Source organism: Flavobacterium sp. 9 (assembly GCF_002754195.1).
Lineage (GTDB): Bacteria > Bacteroidota > Bacteroidia > Flavobacteriales > Flavobacteriaceae > Flavobacterium.
In genome coordinates, this window is record NZ_PEEU01000001.1 from 6086525 (window position 1) to 6108090 (window position 21566).

Sequence of the window (21566 nt, forward strand, 5' to 3'; positions counted from 1 at the left end):
TTAATATAAGATATGGATTTCAGGCTAAAAGTATTCTACACCGTTGCACTCCGCTTAAATTTTACAAAAGCGGCTACTGAATTATATATCTCGCAGCCAGCAGTTTCTAAACACATTCAGGAACTGGAAGAAACTTATAAAACAAAACTTTTTGAGCGTAATGGTTCTAAAATTGCATTAACTCCAGCCGGAGAAATTCTGCTAAAGCATACCAAAAATATCTTCGAAATTTATCGTGAAATTGACTTTGATATGAGTTCTTTTATAAACGAACGTCAGGGTTTATTGCGTTTAGGAGCAAGTACAACAATTGCGCAATATCTTATTTCGCCGGTTTTGGCTCGTTTTCACCAAAAGCAAAAAGATATAAAAGTCAATTTGCTAAACGGAAATACAGAGCAAATCGAGAATGCTTTAATCAACAAAGAAATAGAAATAGGAATTGTAGAAGGACAATCTAAAAATCAGTCTATAAAGTATATTCCGTTTTTAAAAGATGAATTGGTTTTGGTTTGTAATATCAATAATCCTTTTGCAAAGAAAAATGAAGTTTCGGTTGAAGATTTAAAAGCAATGAAATTCATAACTCGTGAACGTGGTTCTGGAACACTTGAAGTTATAGAATTTGCTTTGAAACAAATTGGTTTTAGAATAACCGATTTACAAATTGAAATGCAATTAGGAAGCACAGAAAGCATAAAATCATATTTATTAAATTCAGATTGTTTTGCTTTTATGTCAATACACGCAGTAGATAAAGAGCTTAAAAACAATGAACTTATGGTTTTGGATGTAGAAAATCTATCCGTCGAAAGATATTTTTATATCATCACTTTACTAGGAAAAACAGATTCATTGTCAGAACTTTTTATTCAGAATATTTCTTCTTACTATAACTTGGGGTTATAGTCGATTGCAATTTACGATTAGTGATTATGATATAAACGGCAGACCTTTGTAAAAGAAATATCAAATCTATTATTTTGAAAACGAAACAACATACAAGCTCACATTTATTAGAAGTTAACCTTTATATACAACAAGGAATTTTTACTTTGATTATTGCTCTTTGCTTATTTTCTATAATTTCTCCGCCAATTGCATTATTATTAGGAGTTATAATGGTGAATATTTTTGGAAATCCATTTGTTGAATTCAATAATAAAGCGATTACTTATTTATTACAATTTTCTGTAGTTGGTTTAGGTTTCGGAATGAATGCTTCCAGCGCACTTTCTGCCGGAAAAGAAGGTTTTTTACTGACTATATTTTCTATTTTCAGCACTTTAATATTAGGTACATTTCTAGGGAAATGGCTTAGAACGGATAGAAAAACATCACATTTAATATCTTGCGGAACTGCTATTTGTGGAGGAAGCGCGATTGCAGCGATTTCACCAGTTATAAAATCAAATGAAAATCAAACCTCAATCGCATTAGGCGTAATCTTTATTCTGAATTCGATCGCATTATTTGTTTTCCCGTTTATCGGACATCAGCTTGACTTATCTCAGAAAGACTTCGGATTATGGTGCGCAATTGCTATTCACGACACAAGTTCTGTAGTTGGAGCAGCAAATAAATATGGAGCCGAAGCTTTGCAAATTGCAACAACTGTAAAATTAGCCAGAGCATTATGGATTATTCCAATTTCGATTTTGACTGCCGTAATTTTTAAAAGTAAAAACAGTAAAATTAAAATTCCTTACTTCATAGGATTATTTATTCTTGCGATGCTTTTTAATACTTATGTGCCGGCAACTGCTATTATTGCGCCTCATATTGTGGGAATTGCAAAAATTGGATTAACAATCACATTGTTTCTGATTGGAGCAACCTTGAATATAAATACTTTAAAATCAGTAGGCGTGAAGCCGTTGTTACAAGGAATCTTCCTTTGGATATTTATCGCTTGTTTAGGATTAGCTTCAATACTATACTTTCATTAAAAGAACAAAACTATTTTACATTCGAGAATTTAACAATTGGTTTATCAACCATTTTGTAGAGTTTTCCTTTAAACGAAAAATGTTTTTCAATCTCGAATTTAAACTGTTTTTTGGTTTTAGCCATTGCAGCTATTTCCGCAGGTAAATTAACTTCGAATTCATCATTAACTTGTTCAGCTTTATCAAAAGTACCGCTTGTTTTAATGATAATATCTCTAAAGTGTTTTTTAGTATTGTCGTTTACAACAGTATAAGAACTTGACCACGTTACACTTGCAACATTCGTAAGTTGATAGTCATAAACTTGCATGATTGGTTGGTATTTACCTTCAAATCCTGCAACAAGATATAGAATACCTTCAAACGGACCGCCAGCACCGCCATTAACATGTAATAATGTAAAAGCATATTGATCTTCGCCAATCTCGATAAGTTTAGGTTTTGGTGCTTGTGCAAATGCGCCAAATCCCGCAACTGCAGGTTGAAAAGATCTCATTTGCCAAATTTTATCATTTTTTGCAAACTTGGCAACACCAACAAGGCCACCAGAAAATCTTCCGGTTTGTAAGCCGTCTTCATCGTAAATAGAATGATTGAAAAACAAGAGTTTAAATTGATTTCCTTTAGAATCTTTATAATCGATGTTTTCCAAAAGTCTGGTTGCAACGCCTCGTGTATATGAAAACATTTGATCGCCTTCGACCTCGTTAACATCTTTAAATGCAGTAGGTTTGCAACTTTTGCAATTCCAGCTTATAAAAGTATTATGATCTGATAAATTGTATAATTTGCCCGGAAAAAGCTTTTGCATTGTTTTTACAGCGTCTAACGGATCAGAAATCTGCAATGTTCTTTTAGTATTTAGAATAGTATCGCTAACATTTTTAAGCTTTATAATATCATCTTGTGCAATACAAACGGAAGAAACCATCAAAAAAAGAAAACTCAGGCTGATTAGGCGCATAGGAAATAATTTAGGGCTAAAGTAAAACGAAATTACAAATAAACTTTGGATTTGAGGTTATCTCATTTAAATGGTTTAAATGCCATACAAAATTAAATTTACACAATATTTGAAAGTATTCTTTTGAATTATATTTAAATGAGATAAATTTGCCCCCTCAAACAAATCTATAAATGAAAAACTTTAAAATGAAACCAAAACTAATTGCTTTTTTTGCATTAGGAATTGGATTTTTGACATTATCCTGGGGAATCGTTGGACATGAACGTATTAACAAAGCAGCGGTAATGGCTTTACCTCAATCGATACAAGTGTTTTTTTACAATCACATTGATTTTATTACTCAGGAAGCTTCTGTACCGGACATCCGTAAATATGCTTTAAATTATAAAGACGAAAATCCAAGACATTATTTTGACATGGAAAGTTTTGGTTCGCCAGAGACTTTTCCAAAAACTTTAGAAGAAGCAAAGACTAAATACGACGCTAAATTTTTGAATGAAAACGGTATTTTGCCTTGGTATATCGAAGATATGATGGTAAAATTAACTAAAGCTTTTAAAGAGAAAAACAGAGCTGAAATTTTATTCCTTGCAGCAGATTTAGGTCATTATATTGGTGATGCACATATGCCATTGCATACGTCTGCAAATCATGACGGACAATTAACGGATCAAAAAGGAATTCATTCACTTTGGGAAAGCAGATTACCTGAGTTATTTGCTAAAAACTACAAGTTAAATGTACCGCAAGCGCAGTATTACGAAGATGTTCACAAAGCAACTTGGGACATGATTAATGATACTCATAGTTTAGTCGAGCCTTTATTGGCAGTTGATAAAAAACTAAGAACTGCAACTCCGGAAAATCAGGTTTTTGAAATGGATGCAGATGGAAAAGTGGCTAAAACTAAATACAATACAGCTAAATTCTCTGAAAAATATGCTGCTAAATTGCACCAGGAATTAAACGGAATGGTTGAAAGCCAAATGAGAAAAGCAATTGCTGCAACAGCAAGTTTTTGGTATACTGCCTGGGTAAACGCTGGAAAACCAGATTTAAGCAAGTTAGATTCATTTGAAGTTACACAACGTAACAATGAATCTTTGAAACAAGATCAAAAATTATATCAGGACGGATACTTATTCGGGATGAAGAATCAGAATGACTAAGGAAAGTTTTTTTAGTTTCAGGTTTCATGTTACAAGTTGAAATGTGGTAATGAAACTTAATAATTCCCATTAATAAAAAGAGCCTCAAATTCATTAGAATTTGAGGCTCTTTTTTGTTTTGTTATTTCATTGAAGTAAGATATCCTTGAAAATCGAATTTTTATAGTTATTAAGGCTTTGCGACAATCTTGTCATTTCGAGGAACGAGAAATCTCCACAAGCAGCTCGACAAAGATTGGATTCTCGTTGCGGAGTTACTTGTGGAGATTTCTCGTTCCTCGAAATGACAAAACCTTAGCGATTTTGCGTCTTTGCGAGAGATTCTGTTCGCCATAACATTATTCTTTTCTTAACTTAATGTCATTAAGCTTCGGGAATGGACTTTCATCACTACTTCTGATATTTCTTTTTCTTCAACATATCTGAAGCCGTTTGATAAAACGAAATAGTTTCATTAATCAAATCAGCTCTTTCTTTATTCGTTGGAATTTCATTGTAATCAATTTGAAATTCAGGAGCAAGACCTGGTTTTGGATTGATTTCTAAATCAAACTGTTTTACTTGCTGTTTAGGAGATAAAATAGTTAAAACATTATCCTTAATCAAACCTAAATCCTGATAAGTTGCAATAAAAGCTCTTGGTTTGTAATCAGGTTTTAGAACATCCTGACCAAAGAATTTACTTTCATAACTAAAATTCAATAATCCAAAAAGCGTTGGCATAAGATCAATTTGCGACATTATGTTATTATACTTTTCAGGTTTTGCATCTGGAGTATATATAAAAGCTGGGATTCTGTATTTGTCTAACGGAAGTTGTGTTTTTCCCGCGCTTGAAGCACAATGGTCAGCAACAATTACGAAAACAGTATTTTTGAACCAAGGCTGTTTACTCGCCATTTCAAAGAATTTTCTCAATGAATAATCCGTGTATTTTACTCCGCCGTCACGTGATTTAATATCTCCGGGTATATCAATTTTATTATTTGGATAAGTAAAAGGCCTGTGATTACTAACAGTCATAATATGGTTAAAGAAAGGTTTGTTTTCCTTTGCTTCAGCATTCATAACCTTAATCGCCTTGTTGTACATATCTTCGTCGCAAACGCCCCAAACATTAGAAAACGTAATTTCTTCAGGAGAAAAACTTGATTTGTCTACAATTTCGTAACCATTTCCGCTGTAGAAATCCTGCATATTATCAAAGAAAGCATCTCCGCCATACATGAATTTTACATTGTAACCTTTTTGTTTGAAGATTGCTCCAGTTGAGAATTTATTCTTATTGTCTTCTCTTTTTACAACACTTTCTCCGGCAGTTGGAGGTAAGCATAAAGTTACTGCTTCAAGTCCGCGAACCGTTCTGTTTCCGGCAGCATATAAATTGGTAAACAGTAAACTTTTCTGAGCCAAACTATCTAAGAAAGGAGTAATGTTTTGCTCGTTTCCGTACATTTTCATGAATTCGGCGCTATAACTTTCGATAGTAATTAATACAACATTCTTGTGATTTTCAAGAGAATCACTCGTTATTTTACGTGAAGTATTTTCGCCTGAAATGGTTGGGAATTGTTGTTTTAATAATGCAAAAGCTTCCTGATTTGGTAACGTTTTATAGAATTTAAAATAATCTAATTTATTATTCTGAAAAGCAAGATAGAATTTATACAATCCATTAGCTTGTAATTCATTTACAAAGACATTTTTAGAGTTTTCGGTCTTAGCCAAAGTAGGAATTGCAATCAAAGAAATTACGAACAAGGTTATATAAACCGCGCTGATTTTTATTTTCTCACTAAAAGAAGGAATCTCGTTGATGAAATTTTTAGATTTTTTAAGAATAAGATAAGTAATGATTCCGGTTATTAAAAACAAAGCCGAAAATATTGGAATAACAGGGTAAGACTGCATAATATTCCCGATAACTTCATTTGTATAAATTAGATAGTTAACAGCAATAAAATTGTATTTAACACCAAATTCATTCCAGAAGAAATATTCACTTAAACCATTTTGAAGAATCAATAAAACATACAGAAAAACCACAAAAGCAAATAACCAATATCTGATTTTCTCTCTTTGTTTTGGAATAAAAAGTAAAAGAGCAAAAAGAGTCATTTTAATTCCAATAAAAATTAAAACAATATTTGGCAAAGCTCCGCCATATTCTGTAACGATACTTTTACCTGAAGCAACATAAAGGAATAGCGCTATAAAACCACCTAAAATGATGTAACCCCAAGGTTTATTGTATTTAGTGTTAGAAACAGTAATTAAATACAGCCATAAAAAAATACCTGCAACTGCAAAAACAAAGAAATCTGAAACAAGTCCTAATGAAAAGATTTTCAGGCTTTCAAGAATAGTAAATGAGCTTTGAGTTATAGGATGAAAAAACAAAACAATTCGTAGAACAAAGCTTACGATAAAGTAAAACAATGCAAGATTGAAAAGTGGGGAATATTTCTTGTAAAAAGTCATCTAATTATTTTTTTGAGCAAAATTAATCCATATACATTAGTTCCGGATTAAGTTATACTTTCATGTTACTTAACGTTATCTTAATATTTGCTTAAGATTAATTGGTTTGCGCTATTCTTATGGTTTTAAGCGGTTTCTGAGCTCAAAATCTTTATCTTTGAAGATAAAATTTAAAGTTTTAATCTAAAATTTAATATTAAATGCACATTTTAATAGTTGAAGATGAACTAGGTATCGTTCAGTTTTTACAGCAAGGTCTACAAGAAGAAGGATATCAAATTACAACCGCAAATGATGGTTCAAAAGGTTTTGAATTGGTTCAGGAACAAAAGTTTGACTTAATTTTGTTGGATTGGATGTTGCCAAAAATTAATGGTTTGGCCTTGTGTAAAGCTATAAGAATCAAGGATCAAACAACACCAATTATTTTTCTGACCGCAAAAGATACCGTTCAGGAAACAATTGAAGGATTAAAAGCAGGCGCAAATGATTATATCAAGAAACCTTTTAGTTTTGAAGAACTCGTAGAACGTATTAAGATTCATTTTAGAAATCAAAAAAAAGCAGAAATACTTACTTTAGGAACAATTACAATAGATTTATCAAAACATGTTGTTCTAAAAAACGCCGAAGAAGTTTCTCTTACACAACGAGAGTTTGAATTACTGACTTATCTTATTAAGAATAAAGGAAAAGTTTGTACACGAAATCAAATCTTAAAAGATGTTTGGGAGATAAATTTTGAATATGATACCGGCGTAATTGATGTTTTTATGAACGCAATCAGAAAAAAACTCAATTTAAAAATTGAAGAAGATTATATTAAAACAATTCGCGGTATTGGATATATCGCTAACGACTTATAAATGTTGCAACTTTCTTTTAAAAACAGAATTGCCTTAAACTATATTATCACGACAGGTTTGTTGATTTTGGTAGTTTTCTCTATTATATATTCCATTGTAAAACATACTGTTTATAGCCATATTGATGAAAATATCAATGTCGAAATCAAAAATCATTTAGAAGAATTAAAGGTTGTAAATGGCAAAGTAATTTTTATTGATGCCGAAGAGTGGAAAGAACGCGAACATAATACTGTTGACGTGAATCCGGTTTTTGTAGAGTTTTTAGATTTGAATAAAAAAGTGATAGAAAAAGCACCAAATCTAAAAACAGAAACACTTGAATTCAAAGATTCGGTAGAAGATTTTAAGCTATTTGATACTAAATTAGGCGATCATGCTGTACGACAAATTCAGGTTCCACTTCATATTAATAATAAGAAAATAGGATATGTAATTGTCGCAATGTCATTGGCAGATTCTAGAATGGTATTGAATAATTTGTTTGACATTATGTCTCTATCATTCCTGGGGATTTTAATTTTGTTGTTTTTTATAGCACGATTTTTTGCTGGCCGAAGTATAAAACCGATAAATGCGATTATAAATACCTCAAAAATAATTACAAAAGATAACCTGAAAACACGAATTCCCTTACCCAGAACACGTGATGAATTGTATACACTTTCTAAAACCATAAACAATTTATTAAACCGAATTGAAGATGCAATAGAACGTGAAAAACAGTTTACGTCTGATGCTTCTCATGAATTAAGAACGCCTTTGACAGTAATTAAGGGAACGCTTGAAGTTTTGATTCGTAAACCTCGTGATAATAAGGAATATGAAGAAAAAATAAATTATTGCATTAAAGAAGTAGATCACTTAAATATGTTAGTGGATCAGCTTTTATTAATGGCTCGTTTTGAGAATCAAAAGAAAGGTATAAGTCCGGAAACGGTTTATTTAAACGCAATGATTTTGGATGTTTTAACGCTAAATTCTGAGAAGATAAACAATCTGAATATCGATATAAAATTCGATGCTTTAGAAGACTATTACATCAAATCAGATAATTTCTTAGTAGTGACAATTCTTAGAAATATTATTTCGAATGCAATTAAATACACTAAAAAAGACGGAGCAGTTTCAATTTTACTTTCGAAACAAAATGAAAAAATAATCTGTAAAATTTCTGATAACGGAATCGGAATTGCCAAAGAAGATCTGGAAGCAATTTTTAATCCTTTCTTTAGATCAAATTCAACAGATCATCCTGAAATTAAAGGAACTGGATTAGGATTATCAATTGTAAAAAGAATTACAGAATTGCTGCATATTAAGTTTAAAATCGAGAGCGAAATAGGAGTTGGAACCACTGTTTTTTTGAGTTTTAATGAAAACCTGAAATCGTTATCGTAGAATTAAAAAATGTAATAAAAACGGCATAGATTGCATTTTTTAACAATAAACTATCGTTAAGTTAAATTAAAAATTGCTTTTTTATTAAATTAACTGTTATATTTGCAACCGAATCAAAGAATTAAAAAATAAACCAAGTCATGATTTCTATTCAATTACATCATCATCATTTTCATTATTGCTCTCAAGCGATGTGTTAATGGTATGCATGTAAATCATCATATTTTAAAACCCGTTTGAGTACATCAAACGGGTTTTTTTATACCAATTCTTTGTACTCAGACTATTAATCCAACAAAAACTAAAAAAATGAGTACATTAAAAATTGCAATTCAAAAATCTGGTCGTTTAAACGAAGACAGCATTCAAATCTTAAAAGATTGCGGTATTTCGATCAACAACGGAAACGATCAATTAAAAGCTGAGGCTTCAAATTTTCCATTAGAAGTTTTGTACCTGAGAAATTCAGATATTCCCCAATATTTAATTGACGGAGTCGTAGATCTTGCTATTGTAGGAGATAATTTATTGGTAGAAAAAGGAAAACATATTGAAGTAATTCAAAAATTAGGATTTTCAAAATGTAAGGTTTCTGTTGCAGTTCCTAAAGCCTTCAATTACAACTCAATTCAGGATTTGGCAGGTTTACGTATTGCAACTTCTTACCCAAATACAGTTAATGAATATTTCGATTCTTTTGGATTAAAAGTTGATATTCACCAAATTTCAGGTTCTGTAGAAATTGCTCCAAATATTGGTCTTGCTGATGCAATTGTAGATATCGTATCAAGCGGAAGTACTTTATTCAAAAACAACTTAAGAGAAGTAGAAGTTATACTTAAAAGTGAAGCAGTTTTGGCAGTTTCTCCAAAAGTTTCACCGGAAATTCAGAAGCACATCGATACTTTAAAATTCAGAATACAATCGGTTTTAAGAGCAAGAAATTCAAAATATATTTTGATGAATGTACCAAACGATAAAATTGACGAAATTGGTAAAATATTGCCGGTTTTAAGAAGTTTAACCGTTTTACCACTAGCACAAGAAGGCTGGAGTAGTGTACACTCAGTAATTGATAAAGATACTTTTTGGGATGTAATCGACAAATTAAAAGAGGCTGGAGCCGAAGGAATTTTAGTTTGCCCAATTGAGAAAATGGTACTTTAGGGCTTTGCCCGCACTAGGCTTTAGGCAATATGCTTTAAGCCCAAAAATGACAAAGTTAATAAAGCTTAAAGCCTACAGCTTATAGCATAAAGCAGAAAATAATGATTAAAATAGACAATCCAAAACCAGAAACCTGGTCAGAAATATTAAAAAGACCAACCAAAACTATCGATGATATCGAAGTTACGGTAAAAGAAATTTTTAAAGAAGTTCAGAAAAAAGGAGATGAAGCTGTTGCTAAATACACTTCGATTTTTGACGGAATCACTTTAGAAAATTACGAAGTTACAACTGAAGAAATTCAGGAAGCAATTGGTTTGATTTCAGATGAACTGAAAGAAGCGATTCAATTAGCAAAAGCAAATATTCTAAAATTTCACACTGCTCAAAAAACAGAACGAATTTCGATCGAAACCACAGAAGGTGTTAATTGTTGGCAGGAAAAAAGACCAATTCAAAAAATCGGACTTTATATTCCGGGAGGAACAGCGCCTTTGTTTTCAACAGTTTTAATGTTGGCCGTTCCTGCTGAAATTGCAGGTTGCAAAGAAATCGTATTATGTTCGCCACCAGATAAAACAGGAAAAATTAATCCTGCTATTTTATATGCAGCCAATTTATGTGGCGTAACCAAAATCTTAAAAGTAGGCGGAATCCAGGCAATCGCAGGAATGACATTCGGGACAAAATCAATTCCGAAAGTTTATAAAATCTTCGGACCTGGAAATCAATTTGTAACCGTTGCCAAACAATTAGCAACACAATTTGGAGTAGCGATCGATATGCCGGCAGGACCATCGGAATTATTGGTTGTGGCTGATGATACTGCGGTTCCTGCGTTTGTAGCTTCGGATTTGTTATCTCAGGCAGAACACGGAACGGATAGTCAGGTGATTTTAGTTTCGACTTCAAAAAGATTAATTGATGCTGTCGAAAATGAAATTCAGACTCAAATTGAAGTTCTTCCACGAAAGGAAATTGCTAAAAAAGCGATTGAAAATTCAAAATTGATTTTTGTTGAAAACGACCAAATTGCTTTAGAATTAATCAATGAATACGGACCGGAACACTTTATTATCTGTTCAGAATTTGATGATTTCTATTGCAACGGAATTGTAAATGCAGGTTCTGTTTTTATTGGAAATTATACTCCGGAAAGCGCTGGTGATTATGCTTCCGGAACAAATCATACTTTGCCAACAAACGGATACGCAAAGAATTATAGCGGTGTAAATCTGGATAGTTTCATGAAATCAATGACTTTTCAGAAAATATCTAAAGAAGGAATTCAAAACATTGGAAAAGCGATTGAAGTTATGGCTGAAGCCGAAGGTTTGCAAGCGCACAAAAATGCTGTGACGCTTCGCTTAAAGAGTTTGGAGTAGAGAACATAGAAAAAAGAGAATAGATTATAGAAGAAAGAAGAAAGAAGCAAGAAGCAAGAAGTTAAAGGATTAGATTTTAGTCTTGTTTCTTGCATCTTGACTCTTTCCTCTCCTCAAAAAAATAAAAAAATGAAATTCAATATAAATACAATAACGCGTGAAAACGTAAAAATATTAAAGCCTTATTCGTCGGCGCGTGATGAGTTTGAGGATTTTGATACGGCCGAAATGATATTTTTGGATGCTAATGAAAACCCGTTTCAGAATGGTGTGAATCGTTATCCGGATCCGCAACAGAATTCGGTTAAAGCTATTTTGGCGAAGAATAATAACGTAAAGTCAAGTCAGATTTTATTAGGAAACGGAAGTGATGAAGTATTAGATTTGCTTTTCAGAGCTTTCTGTGAGCCAAAAACGGATAATATTATTTCGTTGCCACCAACTTACGGAATGTACAGTGTTCTGGCGAATATCAATGCGGTAGAAAATAGAGAAGTTTTACTTTCTACAGATTTTCAGCCACAAGTAGAGAAAATTTTGGACGCTGTAGATGAGAGTACAAAAATCATCTTTTTATGTTCGCCAAATAACCCAACTGGGAATTCTTTTTCGGATGAAAGTGTGGTGAAATTGCTTCAGAATTTTAAAGGTTTGGTCGTAATCGACGAAGCTTATATCGACTTTTCGGATAAAGAAAGCTGGTTGACAGAAATCGATGAATATCCAAATTTGGTGATTACTCAAACTTTGTCAAAAGCTTATGGTTTAGCGGGAATTCGTTTGGGAATTTGTTATGCTTCAGAAGCTGTGATCTCAGTTTTGAATAAGATAAAACCTCCTTATAATGTAAACGAATTAACGCAGCAAAGAGCTATTGTCCGTTTAAATGATTCGGATAAAATAAAACAAGAAATAGCTTCTATTATTGAACAAAGAGAAGAATTGCTTAAAGTTTTACTTGAAGTAAGTTTTGTAGAAAAAGTATATCCTACAGAGGCTAATTTTGTCTTAGTAAAAGTGGATAATGCGAATAAAAGATACGATGAATTAATTGCTAAAGGAATTGTAATTCGTAATAGAACAACTCAGCCATTATGCGAAAATTGCCTTCGTTTTACGATTGGAATTCCTGAGGAAAATGCAGTTTTGATTAAAGAATTGAAGTTGTTGAAGTAAAATTTAACCGAAAAATTTTTGCTTAAAGAAATTATAATTTATGATTCCAATAGAAACACGAATGAATGATAATGAAATGAAAATCTTAAAAAACAAGATTAGACAAGTTGGTATTTTAATTACTTTTCTTTCATTATTTATTATTGGTTTTACAATTGCTTGTTATTATTCTTCGGGATCTTTTTTTGTTGTTTATGCTGGTTTTGTCATTTTGTGTCTACTAATTTATTATTTCTCTACACAAATTTTTGGAGCCAGAAAGGATTTAAAAGAAGGAGTGAAGATTATTAATGAATTTATAATCATTGACAAAGAAGAAGGTTTTAGAAGAAAAAATCCTTCAACATTCAAAATTATTTTCGATTCGAATGTAATAAAAAGCTGTAATGTTAGTGAAAAAGTTTTTTTTAAATTAAAAGTAAATGATGTTATTGATATTGAATACACAAAATATGGTAATTGGCTCTTAAGTGTAAAATTCAAAGGAACTGATATTGAAAGTAAATATCATATAGCATAAAAAAATAATAACTATAAAGATCTCGAAAACCGTTTTTGCGTGAGGGATAGAGGCGGTATCTCGCGATTTAGAAAAACAAGGCTTTTTAGCCGTAGTTTTTGTTAATCGGGAATATAGACGAAAGCCCGACCCGCCTTTTTCGGCGGGACACGCCCAAAATATAAATAAACTATGAAAAAAGTACTTTTTATCGATCGTGACGGAACGATTGTGTTAGAACCAGAAAATTATCAATTAGATGCTTTGGAAAAAGTAGAATTTTATCCAAAAGCTTTTCAATATTTGGCTAAAATTGCCAATGAATTAGATTACGAATTGGCGATGGTGACCAATCAGGACGGATTAGGAACGGATAGTTTTCCGGAAGATACGTTTTGGCCAACGCAAAATTTTATCTTAAAAGCCTTTGAAAATGAAGGAGTTTTGTTTGATGATATTTTTATCGACAGATCTTTTCCGGAAGATAATGCGCCAACACGCAAGCCAAGAACGGGAATGCTGACAAAATATATTAATAATCCGGAATATGATTTAGCAAATTCATTTGTTCTAGGAGATCGTTTGACTGATGTTGAATTGGCTAAAAATCTTGGTGCAAAAGCCATTTTTATCAATGATAATGACGGAATTGGAAGTAACGAAATTTCATCTAAACGTGAGGAATTAGACGAAACGATTATTCTTCAAACAATGAGTTGGAAAGAGATTTATGAGTTTTTGAAACTTGAAGCGCGTTCGGCTTCGATTACGCGTAAAACTAATGAAACCGATATTTTTATCAATTTAAACCTAGACGGAACCGGAAAAAGTAAAATCGAAACCGGAATTGCTTTTTTTGATCATATGTTAGATCAAATTTCGCGTCACGGTCAAATGGATTTGGAAATCCTAGTAAAAGGCGATCTTGAAGTTGATGAACACCATACAATTGAAGATACTGCAATTGCTTTAGGAGAAGTTTTTGCTAAAGCTTTAGGAAATAAACTTGGAATAGAACGTTACGGTTTCTGTTTGCCAATGGACGATTGTTTGGCGCAAGTTGCAATTGATTTTGGCGGAAGAAACTGGTTGGTTTGGGAAACCGAATTTAAACGCGAAATGGTTGGAAAAATGCCAACAGAAATGTTTTTTCACTTCTTTAAATCATTCTCAGACGGCGCAAAAGCTAACATCAACATAAAAGCCGAGGGAACTAATGAACACCACAAAATTGAGGCAATTTTTAAAGCTTTCGCGAAAGCAATAAAAGTAGCGGTGAAAAGAGATACAGAGAAAATGATTTTGCCTTCGACAAAGGGTATGTTGTAAAAAAGTGTCAAGTTTCAGATTTCAGGTTGCACAACAGAACGTGAAACCTGCAACTTGAAACAAAACAAACAAAAACAAAATGAAAATAGTAATTATAAATTACGGAGCAGGAAATATTCAGAGCATTATGTTTGCTATTGAAAGGCTTGGTTTTAAAGCTGTTTTGAGTAATAATCCGGATGAAATTTTGGCGGCTGATAAAGTGATTTTTCCTGGAGTTGGAGAAGCAAGTTCGGCTATGAAAAAGTTGAAAGAAAGCGGTTTGGATAGTTTGATTCCGAATTTGAAACAACCGGTTTTGGGAATTTGCCTTGGAATGCAATTAATGTGTAAATCATCTGAAGAAGGAAATACCAAAGGACTTGGGATTTTTGATGTTGATGTGATTAAATTTACTTCAAAAGTAAAAGTGCCACAAATGGGTTGGAATCAGATTTATGATTTAAAATCGGATTTGTTTAAAGGAATTTCTGAGAATGAATTCATGTATTTGGTGCATAGTTTTTACGCCCCAAATTGCGATGAAGCTATTGCTGTAACGGATTACGAACTTGAATATGCATCGGCTTTGCAAAAAAACAATTTTTACGGAACTCAATTTCACCCAGAGAAAAGTGGTGCCGTTGGGGAGAAAATATTAGAGAATTTTTTAAAAATGTAAAAAGATTAAAGACTTTACGACTTTAGACTTTCTAACTTTAAGACATAAATAAAATGAGAATAATACCAGCCATAGATATCATCGACGGAAAATGTGTTCGCTTATCAAAAGGGGATTACGATACCAAAATAATTTACAACGAAAATCCGCTTGAAGTAGCGAAATCATTCGAAGCACACGGAATTGAGTATCTGCATTTAGTAGATTTAGATGGCGCAAAATCGAGTAAAATTGTCAATTATAAAATACTAGAGCAAATTGCAACACAAACGAGTTTGCAAATTGATTTTGGCGGTGGTTTGAAATCTGATAATGATTTGAGAGTTGCTTTTGAAAGTGGTGCGAGTCAAATTACAGGCGGAAGTATCGCTGTAAAAAACAGAGCAATTTTCGAAAAATGGATTTCGGAATATGGCTCAGAAAAAATTATTCTTGGCGCTGACGCTAAAGATGAAAAAATTGCCGTTTCGGGTTGGTTAGAAGATTCAGATGAAGATTTGATTCCGTTTATTCAGGAATATCAAACTAAAGGAATTCAGTATGTTATCTGTACGGATATCGCAAAAGACGGAATGTTACAAGGTCCGAGTTTTGATTTGTATAAGAAAATTTTAGCAGAAGCAAATGGTTTAAAACTAATTGCTTCGGGTGGAATTTCAACTTTCGACGAACTTCCTAAATTAGCTGAATTAGGCTGCGAAGGAACTATAATTGGAAAGGCGATTTACGAGAACAGAATTACCTTGAAACAACTAGAGGATTACATAATTAGAAAATGAGATAATTAGTCAATTAGATAATTCTTTACGTTGTGTTTAAAATTATCTAATTATCTAATTCTCAAATTGACACATTAAAAAAAATGTTAGCAAAAAGAATCATTCCTTGTTTGGATATAAAAAACGGAAGAACTGTAAAAGGTGTTAATTTCGTTGACTTGCGCGATGCTGGTGATCCGGTTGAACTGGCTGAAATCTATTCGGCTGAAGGTGCAGATGAATTGGTTTTTCTGGATATTTCTGCCACTGAAGAACGTCGCAAAACGTTGGTCAATATGGTAAGAAGTGTTGCGGAGAAAATTAATATTCCGTTTACGGTTGGCGGTGGAATTTCGTCTGTTGAAGATGTTGAAATCCTTCTGAATAATGGAGCTGATAAGGTTTCGATAAATTCATCGGCAGTAAAAAATCCGCAATTGATTAATGATTTGGCTCAGAAATTCGGAAGTCAATGTGTTGTTGTTGCAATTGATGCGAAACAAATTAACGGACAATGGATCGTACATTTAGTTGGCGGAAAAGTGCCAACAGAACTTAATTTATTTGATTGGGCAATAGAAGTAGCAGAACGCGGCGCAGGAGAAATTCTATTTACTTCGATGGATAATGACGGAACCAAAAATGGTTTTGCAAACGAAGCTTTGGCCAAATTATCGACTTTAATAAATATTCCGATTATTGCCTCTGGCGGTGCGGGAAATATTCAGCATTTTGTGGATTCTTTTAAAGTAGGAAAAGCTGATGCAGCTTTGGCTGCGAGTGTTTTTCACTTTAAAGAGATTGAGATTAAGGCTTTGAAAGAAGAACTTAGAGATAATGGAATTGAAGTTAGACTTTAGAAAATAGAGTATAGAATATAGAAGAAAGATCTTAGAAGCAAGATTATAAATAAATAGTGATAATATAGGAAGTTCGAATCTAGTTTTATCTTTAAGACTTTCGACTTTAAAACTTTAGACTACAAATTATGGAAATAGATATAAAAAGCGCACACGGTTTGATTCCGGCAATTATTCAGGATTCTGAAACAAAAAATGTTTTGATGCTGGGATATATGAACGAAGAATCTTTGCAAAAAACAATAGAGACCAAAAAAGTAACTTTCTTTAGCAGATCCAAACAAAGACTTTGGACAAAAGGCGAGGAGAGTGGAAACTTTTTGAATCTAGTAGATATTAAAAACGACTGTGATGGTGACACACTTTTGATCCAGGCAAAACCAGTTGGGCCAACGTGCCACACGGGAGCTGATACGTGTTGGCAGGAAGAAAACAAGGAAAATTATGGTTTTATTTCTCAATTAGAAAATACAATCAAAACCAGAAGAGAAAACGCCGATTCTGAGAAAAGCTACGTTGCTTCTTTATTTGAAAAAGGAATCAATAAAATTGCCCAAAAAGTTGGTGAAGAAGCGGTAGAAGTTGTTATTGAAGCCAAAGATGATAACGATGATTTATTCTTAAGCGAAAGCGCCGATTTGTTATTTCACTACTTGATATTGCTTCAGGCAAAAGGTTTTCAGTTGAATGATGTTGTTGAAGTCTTGAAGAAACGCCAGAAGTAGTTTAGGTTTTAAAGGAAAGAAAATAAGATTGCATTGTGATTTATAACTATTAGAGTTTTAAACATGATGCAATTTTTTGTATGTAATATTTGAAAAAAAAGTACTTTTAATACCTCTAAATATTCTTTTATGAAATTGTATATCTGTTTATTAATGTTGATGAATACTTGTTTTAATTACGCTTTTAAGAAACATGAAATACCATATTCAATTGTTATTGCAAAGGCAGATTTAATTGTTGACGGAACAGTTTCTAAAGTTTCAAAGAATGAATACGAATTTACAATAAGCCAGTTTGTAAAAGGAAAATCACCTGTGAAAATTAAAGTTGCAATCTGGGAGGAATGGATTTGTGATCCAAGAATTAAAGCGCTAAAAGCTGGTCAGAGATTAATTTTGTTTCTAGAAAAATCACCTTATGGTAATTTTAGTACAATTAACGGTAGCACTGGAGAGATATATGTCGATAATGATTCTTTTATAAATATATTTCTTCCAAAAGAGTTTACGAATCCTAAAGTTTTAAAAGAAGGAATTACAATGTTTTTACAAACTTATAAAGTTTATGGAGATTTAAATGATCGGTTTTTACAAAATATTCATTTTGAATCCAATAAATCTATATTTGAAATTTATAAAATGAAAGAAGATAATAAGGTTTTTGATTTTTTATCGCCTATAAGTTTTTATTATCCTGAAGTAAAATATAATTTGACACCACAGTTTATCAATTAAGGATAAAAAAAAAAAAACTAATTAATAAATCTAAAATCCAGTTTGTTGAATTGCTTTGTGGGGCTTCGACTTCGCTCAGCCTGACAAAAAAAGGACAAACAAAAAAGAAAAAATCCGCATAAATCCGCGTTTTCGCTTTAGCGAATCTGCGTCATCCGCGTTCTATAATTATAATTGTTTGCGGGGAGCTTCCTCATTCCTCGGGATGACAAACTATGCGGTTAAACAATTTACCAAATAAACGATTAAACTCCTTACTCCATAAACTCAAAAACAGTAAATTGATCCGGTTGATGAAATCCAAATCTTCCGCTTTTATAAGGTTGTAATGCAAGATATTCGGTTGTGTTACCGTAATCAATTCTAAAAGCATTTCCTCTCCATTTTGTGCCTGCTTTAGGTTTACTAAAATTACCGTTTTGAATAGTTTCTAAACTTGAGAACGGAATCTTAATTTCTGTAGTAAAACCTTCAGGAGTTATTTTACTTTGCGCTTCCATTCCTGTAATATTAAATGCTATTGAAGTATTCCAACCGCCACAAAGAGGCGAAATGCATTTAAGTAACATATCATAATGGCTTGAAAATGCATTTACTCCAATTTCAACATAATTTTGACCGTCACCATCTGGATCGATAAAAATTTCGACTAAATCATCTGTATTGAAAATTTGAGAATCTTTTTTTTGGTTTGTTCCAACTATTTTAGAATCTGCTGAACGATAAGCTATATATAGGTTTTCATCATTCCACGAAAGTGAAACCATTGTGTTTTGTGTTGCTTTTTCGGCTGAATTATGAATTACAAACGGACCTGAAAAAGGTGTTTTCCAATCAGATAAATCTCCATCAATAATTAATTTTTCGTTTGTTTTGTAAACAGGAATATTTTGCGAATAAGTTGTTATCGAACACACAAAGCATACAACAGCTGCAATTTTTCTAATTTTCATATAGAGCAGTAATTTTTTTGATTTGCTAAAGTAAAAAAGAATAAATGAATTTTAACATTAAATTTTCGGAATAGAAATTGTAAAATCATTTGAAACTTAATAGGATTGTTTACATTTGTTGAAGATTAAGCTGGTTTAATTACCTTATTTATTACAAATTTATAAATAATGAAAAAATACTTTGGTGGCGTTTTTATCGCCTTTTTAGTTGGTTTTACAGCCAATGCGCAAGGACTTCTTAATAAGTCTGAAACGGTTTTTACACATCAGGATACTTTACGCGGAAGCATTACTAAAGAGAGAGCTTGGTGGGATTTGAAATACTATCATTTAGATGTGAAAGTAAATCCAAAAGATAAGACTATTACAGGTTCAAACACTGTTCGTTATACTGTTTTGACGCAGAATAACAAAATGCAAATTGATTTGCAGCAACCAATGCAGATCTACAAAGTAACGCAGGATGGAAAAGAACTGAAGTTTGAAAGAGACGGAAATGCTTTTTTTATTGAATTAACTGCAGCTCAAAAAGTGGGTGAAACAAAAGAGATAATTATTTCTTTTGGTGGAATACCTAAAGAAGCTATTAAACCACCTTGGGATGGCGGAATTACCTGGAAAAAAGATAAAAACGGAAAAGATTTTATTGCTTCATCTTGCCAAGGTTTAGGCGCAAGCGTTTGGTGGCCATGCAAAGATCATATGTATGACGAAGTAGAAAATATGTTAATCAGCGTGAATGTTCCGGGAGATTTGACTGATGTTTCGAACGGAAGATTACAAAGCGTTAAAAAAGAAAAAGACGGTACAAAGACCTTTAATTGGTATGTTTCGAATCCTATTAATAATTATGGTGTAAATATTAATATTGGTGATTACGTTAATTTCTCTGAGAAATATAAGGGGGAAAAAGGCGAATTAGATTGTAATTATTACGTTTTGAGAGATAATTTGGCTGTAGCCAAAGAACAATTTAAGGACGTTCCTAGAATGTTAAAAGCTTTCGAAAACTGGTTTGGACCTTATCCTTTTTACGAAGATAGTTATAAATTGGTCGAAGCGCCTTATTTAGGAATGGAGCACCAAAGTAGTGTGACTTACGGAAACGGCTTTAAAAATGGTTATTTAGGACGTGATTTAAGTGGAACTGGTTGGGGATTAAAATTTGATTTTATTATTATCCACGAGTCTGGACACGAATGGTTTGCTAACAATATTACGTATAAAGATATTGCAGATATGTGGGTTCACGAGAGTTTTACCAACTATTCTGAAAGTTTATTTCTAGAATATTACTACGGAAAAGATGCCGCAGCTGAATATGTAATTGGTTGCAGAAAAGGAATTAGTAACGATAAACCTATTATTGGTCATTACGACGTAAATAATGAAGGATCAGGAGATATGTATCCAAAAGGTGCAAATATGCTGCACATGATTCGTCAGGTTATTAACGATGATGCAAAATGGAAATCGATTTTAAGAGGTTTAAACAGTACTTTTTACCATAAAACTGTTACAGGAAAACAAATTCAGGATTATATAAATGAAAAATCAGGAATTAACTTTAATAGAGTTTTTGCACAATATTTGACTACAACACAAATTCCGGTTTTTGAATATATGTTCAAAAATGGCACTTTTGGATATCATTGGACAAATTGTGTTGCCAAATTTGATATGCCGGTTAGAGTGAAAATAAATGGTGTTGAAACTTGGTTAAAACCAACAACAGAATGGCAATCTGAGAAAACTACAAATGAAGACAGAAAGCTGGAAGTTGATAAAGATTTCTATGTTACGACTTCTAATATTGTGGAATAATTTTAAATTCCAATATTTTAAAAATCCCGAATTCCAATTATGTTGGAGTTTGGGATTTTTTTATTTCGATTACTTCACGTAAAGACCTTTGTCAAAGTTTTGAACTTTGACAAAGGTTGGAACGCAAACCATTTGGAATTTGGTCCCGAAGCCTCGGGATAAAAATTGGAATTTTTTTCATAATGTTAATTGCATAGTTTGTACGAATATTACCGTTTTATTTTTTTACTTTAGATTCTATTAATTTGAAAATGAATAAATAAAGCGTAATCCGAAAAGCTAATAGAGTAGGAAACAAATCAAAATCAAACTATTTATGAAAAATTTAAAAAACCTAAAAAATGTTGAAATCCTAAGTAAAAATGCTCAAAAAAATATTTTTGGAGGTGTACTTCCGTACGTAAATCCAACAATTGGTTTGTGTGATAGATTATGTGGTGAAGCTGGCGGAATTCTTTCAAATACACCAGGAAGAGGAGATGTTTGTCTGGCAGGAACTTCTACTTGTTGCTATTGCAGATAAAATATTCTAGGGAACGAAAATCAAACTCACAATTTCGTTCTTAAAAATAAACCCGACAGGTTTTTGAAATCTGTCGGGTTTATTTATCTTTAATTGAAATCTTCTTTTAAGTTTTATTTATTTAAAAATTTCTCTATA

Annotated in this window: 20 protein-coding genes; 17 read left to right on the forward strand and 3 right to left on the reverse strand. The window is 32.3% G+C overall.

Annotated elements, in window-relative coordinates:
* Positions 1–12: 12 nt before the first annotated feature.
* Entirely contained in the window at positions 13–909 is an 897-nt protein-coding gene (locus tag CLU81_RS25430) for a LysR family transcriptional regulator (protein WP_099712389.1), read from the forward strand.
* A gap of 74 nt (positions 910–983) precedes the next feature.
* Positions 984–1949 (forward strand): YeiH family protein, encoded by a 966-nt coding sequence (locus tag CLU81_RS25435; RefSeq protein ID WP_099712390.1) that lies wholly within the window; start codon positions 984–986, stop codon positions 1947–1949.
* A gap of 10 nt (positions 1950–1959) precedes the next feature.
* Here CLU81_RS25435 and CLU81_RS25440 read toward each other — a convergent pair whose 3' ends face one another.
* A complete protein-coding gene (locus CLU81_RS25440; RefSeq protein ID WP_099712391.1) occupies positions 1960–2913 on the reverse strand; it encodes a hypothetical protein in 954 nt (317 codons plus the stop codon).
* 173 nt (positions 2914–3086) lie between these two features.
* Between CLU81_RS25440 and CLU81_RS25445 the strand changes: the two genes are divergently transcribed.
* Positions 3087–4085: a zinc dependent phospholipase C family protein gene (locus CLU81_RS25445; RefSeq protein WP_099712392.1), complete on the forward strand. Its 999-nt coding sequence runs from the start codon at positions 3087–3089 to the stop codon at positions 4083–4085.
* 390 nt (positions 4086–4475) lie between these two features.
* On the opposite strand, the gene CLU81_RS25450 is transcribed toward CLU81_RS25445, so the two are convergent.
* Positions 4476–6566, reverse strand: coding sequence for an LTA synthase family protein (locus CLU81_RS25450; RefSeq protein ID WP_099712393.1), 2091 nt, complete (start codon positions 6564–6566; stop codon positions 4476–4478).
* Positions 6567–6766: 200 nt separating this feature from the next.
* Between CLU81_RS25450 and CLU81_RS25455 the strand changes: the two genes are divergently transcribed.
* The 12 genes from CLU81_RS25455 (at position 6767) to CLU81_RS25510 (ending at position 18128) form a co-directional block, all read left to right on the forward strand.
* On the forward strand, positions 6767–7432 hold the full coding sequence (locus CLU81_RS25455) for a response regulator transcription factor (RefSeq protein WP_099712394.1): 666 nt from the start codon (positions 6767–6769) through the stop codon (positions 7430–7432).
* Positions 7433–8833 (forward strand): cell wall metabolism sensor histidine kinase WalK, encoded by a 1401-nt coding sequence (locus tag CLU81_RS25460; RefSeq protein ID WP_099712395.1) that lies wholly within the window; start codon positions 7433–7435, stop codon positions 8831–8833. It abuts the gene before it with no gap.
* Positions 8834–9142: 309 nt separating this feature from the next.
* Entirely contained in the window at positions 9143–10000 is an 858-nt protein-coding gene (gene hisG, locus CLU81_RS25465) for an ATP phosphoribosyltransferase (RefSeq protein ID WP_099712396.1), read from the forward strand.
* Between the two features lie 101 nt (positions 10001–10101).
* Positions 10102–11385, forward strand: a complete 1284-nt coding sequence (hisD, locus tag CLU81_RS25470) for a histidinol dehydrogenase (RefSeq protein ID WP_099712397.1) — start codon at positions 10102–10104, stop codon at positions 11383–11385.
* Positions 11386–11514: 129 nt separating this feature from the next.
* Complete coding sequence (hisC, locus tag CLU81_RS25475) at positions 11515–12561, forward strand: histidinol-phosphate transaminase (RefSeq protein WP_099712398.1); 1047 nt, start codon at positions 11515–11517, stop codon at positions 12559–12561.
* 40 nt (positions 12562–12601) lie between these two features.
* Positions 12602–13081: a hypothetical protein gene (locus tag CLU81_RS25480; protein WP_099712399.1), complete on the forward strand. Its 480-nt coding sequence runs from the start codon at positions 12602–12604 to the stop codon at positions 13079–13081.
* A 171-nt stretch (positions 13082–13252) separates the two neighbouring features.
* The gene (hisB, locus tag CLU81_RS25485) at positions 13253–14389 is read left to right on the forward strand and encodes a bifunctional histidinol-phosphatase/imidazoleglycerol-phosphate dehydratase HisB (protein WP_099712400.1); all 1137 of its coding nucleotides are present in this window, start codon (positions 13253–13255) and stop codon (positions 14387–14389) included.
* Positions 14390–14468: 79 nt separating this feature from the next.
* Positions 14469–15050 carry an imidazole glycerol phosphate synthase subunit HisH gene (gene hisH, locus CLU81_RS25490; protein ID WP_099712401.1) on the forward strand — a complete coding sequence of 194 codons (582 nt, stop codon included), beginning with the start codon at positions 14469–14471 and terminating at the stop codon, positions 15048–15050.
* A 53-nt stretch (positions 15051–15103) separates the two neighbouring features.
* A complete protein-coding gene (gene hisA, locus CLU81_RS25495) occupies positions 15104–15829 on the forward strand; it encodes a 1-(5-phosphoribosyl)-5-[(5-phosphoribosylamino)methylideneamino]imidazole-4-carboxamide isomerase (RefSeq protein WP_099712402.1) in 726 nt (241 codons plus the stop codon).
* A gap of 83 nt (positions 15830–15912) precedes the next feature.
* Positions 15913–16668, forward strand: coding sequence for an imidazole glycerol phosphate synthase subunit HisF (hisF, locus tag CLU81_RS25500; protein WP_099712403.1), 756 nt, complete (start codon positions 15913–15915; stop codon positions 16666–16668).
* 128 nt (positions 16669–16796) lie between these two features.
* Positions 16797–17393: a bifunctional phosphoribosyl-AMP cyclohydrolase/phosphoribosyl-ATP diphosphatase HisIE gene (hisIE, locus tag CLU81_RS25505; protein WP_099712404.1), complete on the forward strand. Its 597-nt coding sequence runs from the start codon at positions 16797–16799 to the stop codon at positions 17391–17393.
* 129 nt (positions 17394–17522) lie between these two features.
* Positions 17523–18128 carry a hypothetical protein gene (locus CLU81_RS25510; protein WP_099712405.1) on the forward strand — a complete coding sequence of 202 codons (606 nt, stop codon included), beginning with the start codon at positions 17523–17525 and terminating at the stop codon, positions 18126–18128.
* Between the two features lie 254 nt (positions 18129–18382).
* Here CLU81_RS25510 and CLU81_RS25515 read toward each other — a convergent pair whose 3' ends face one another.
* The gene (locus CLU81_RS25515; RefSeq protein ID WP_099712406.1) at positions 18383–19081 is read right to left on the reverse strand and encodes a carbohydrate-binding family 9-like protein; all 699 of its coding nucleotides are present in this window, start codon (positions 19079–19081) and stop codon (positions 18383–18385) included.
* 168 nt (positions 19082–19249) lie between these two features.
* Between CLU81_RS25515 and CLU81_RS25520 the strand changes: the two genes are divergently transcribed.
* Together CLU81_RS25520 and CLU81_RS25525 are read left to right on the forward strand one after the other, a co-directional pair.
* Positions 19250–20905, forward strand: a complete 1656-nt coding sequence (locus CLU81_RS25520) for a M1 family metallopeptidase (protein ID WP_099712407.1) — start codon at positions 19250–19252, stop codon at positions 20903–20905.
* Between the two features lie 316 nt (positions 20906–21221).
* Positions 21222–21428, forward strand: a complete 207-nt coding sequence (locus tag CLU81_RS25525; RefSeq protein ID WP_099712408.1) for a hypothetical protein — start codon at positions 21222–21224, stop codon at positions 21426–21428.
* Positions 21429–21566 lie beyond the last annotated feature (138 nt).

Bases quoted from the DNA above. Each gene is read 5' to 3' on its own strand.
- CLU81_RS25430 (WP_099712389.1), top strand. From the start codon at position 13: ATGGATTTCAGGCTAAAAGTATTCTACACCGTTGCACTCCGCTTAAAT.
- CLU81_RS25440 (WP_099712391.1), bottom strand. From the start codon at position 2,913: ATGCGCCTAATCAGCCTGAGTTTTCTTTTTTTGATGGTTTCTTCCGTT.
- CLU81_RS25445 (WP_099712392.1), top strand. From the start codon at position 3,087: ATGAAAAACTTTAAAATGAAACCAAAACTAATTGCTTTTTTTGCATTA.
- CLU81_RS25450 (WP_099712393.1), bottom strand. From the start codon at position 6,566: ATGACTTTTTACAAGAAATATTCCCCACTTTTCAATCTTGCATTGTTT.
- CLU81_RS25455 (WP_099712394.1), top strand. From the start codon at position 6,767: ATGCACATTTTAATAGTTGAAGATGAACTAGGTATCGTTCAGTTTTTA.
- CLU81_RS25460 (WP_099712395.1), top strand. From the start codon at position 7,433: ATGTTGCAACTTTCTTTTAAAAACAGAATTGCCTTAAACTATATTATC.
- hisG (WP_099712396.1), top strand. From the start codon at position 9,143: ATGAGTACATTAAAAATTGCAATTCAAAAATCTGGTCGTTTAAACGAA.
- hisD (WP_099712397.1), top strand. From the start codon at position 10,102: ATGATTAAAATAGACAATCCAAAACCAGAAACCTGGTCAGAAATATTA.
- hisC (WP_099712398.1), top strand. From the start codon at position 11,515: ATGAAATTCAATATAAATACAATAACGCGTGAAAACGTAAAAATATTA.
- CLU81_RS25480 (WP_099712399.1), top strand. From the start codon at position 12,602: ATGATTCCAATAGAAACACGAATGAATGATAATGAAATGAAAATCTTA.
- hisB (WP_099712400.1), top strand. From the start codon at position 13,253: ATGAAAAAAGTACTTTTTATCGATCGTGACGGAACGATTGTGTTAGAA.
- hisH (WP_099712401.1), top strand. From the start codon at position 14,469: ATGAAAATAGTAATTATAAATTACGGAGCAGGAAATATTCAGAGCATT.
- hisA (WP_099712402.1), top strand. From the start codon at position 15,104: ATGAGAATAATACCAGCCATAGATATCATCGACGGAAAATGTGTTCGC.
- hisF (WP_099712403.1), top strand. From the start codon at position 15,913: ATGTTAGCAAAAAGAATCATTCCTTGTTTGGATATAAAAAACGGAAGA.
- hisIE (WP_099712404.1), top strand. From the start codon at position 16,797: ATGGAAATAGATATAAAAAGCGCACACGGTTTGATTCCGGCAATTATT.
- CLU81_RS25510 (WP_099712405.1), top strand. From the start codon at position 17,523: ATGAAATTGTATATCTGTTTATTAATGTTGATGAATACTTGTTTTAAT.
- CLU81_RS25515 (WP_099712406.1), bottom strand. From the start codon at position 19,081: ATGAAAATTAGAAAAATTGCAGCTGTTGTATGCTTTGTGTGTTCGATA.
- CLU81_RS25520 (WP_099712407.1), top strand. From the start codon at position 19,250: ATGAAAAAATACTTTGGTGGCGTTTTTATCGCCTTTTTAGTTGGTTTT.
- CLU81_RS25525 (WP_099712408.1), top strand. From the start codon at position 21,222: ATGAAAAATTTAAAAAACCTAAAAAATGTTGAAATCCTAAGTAAAAAT.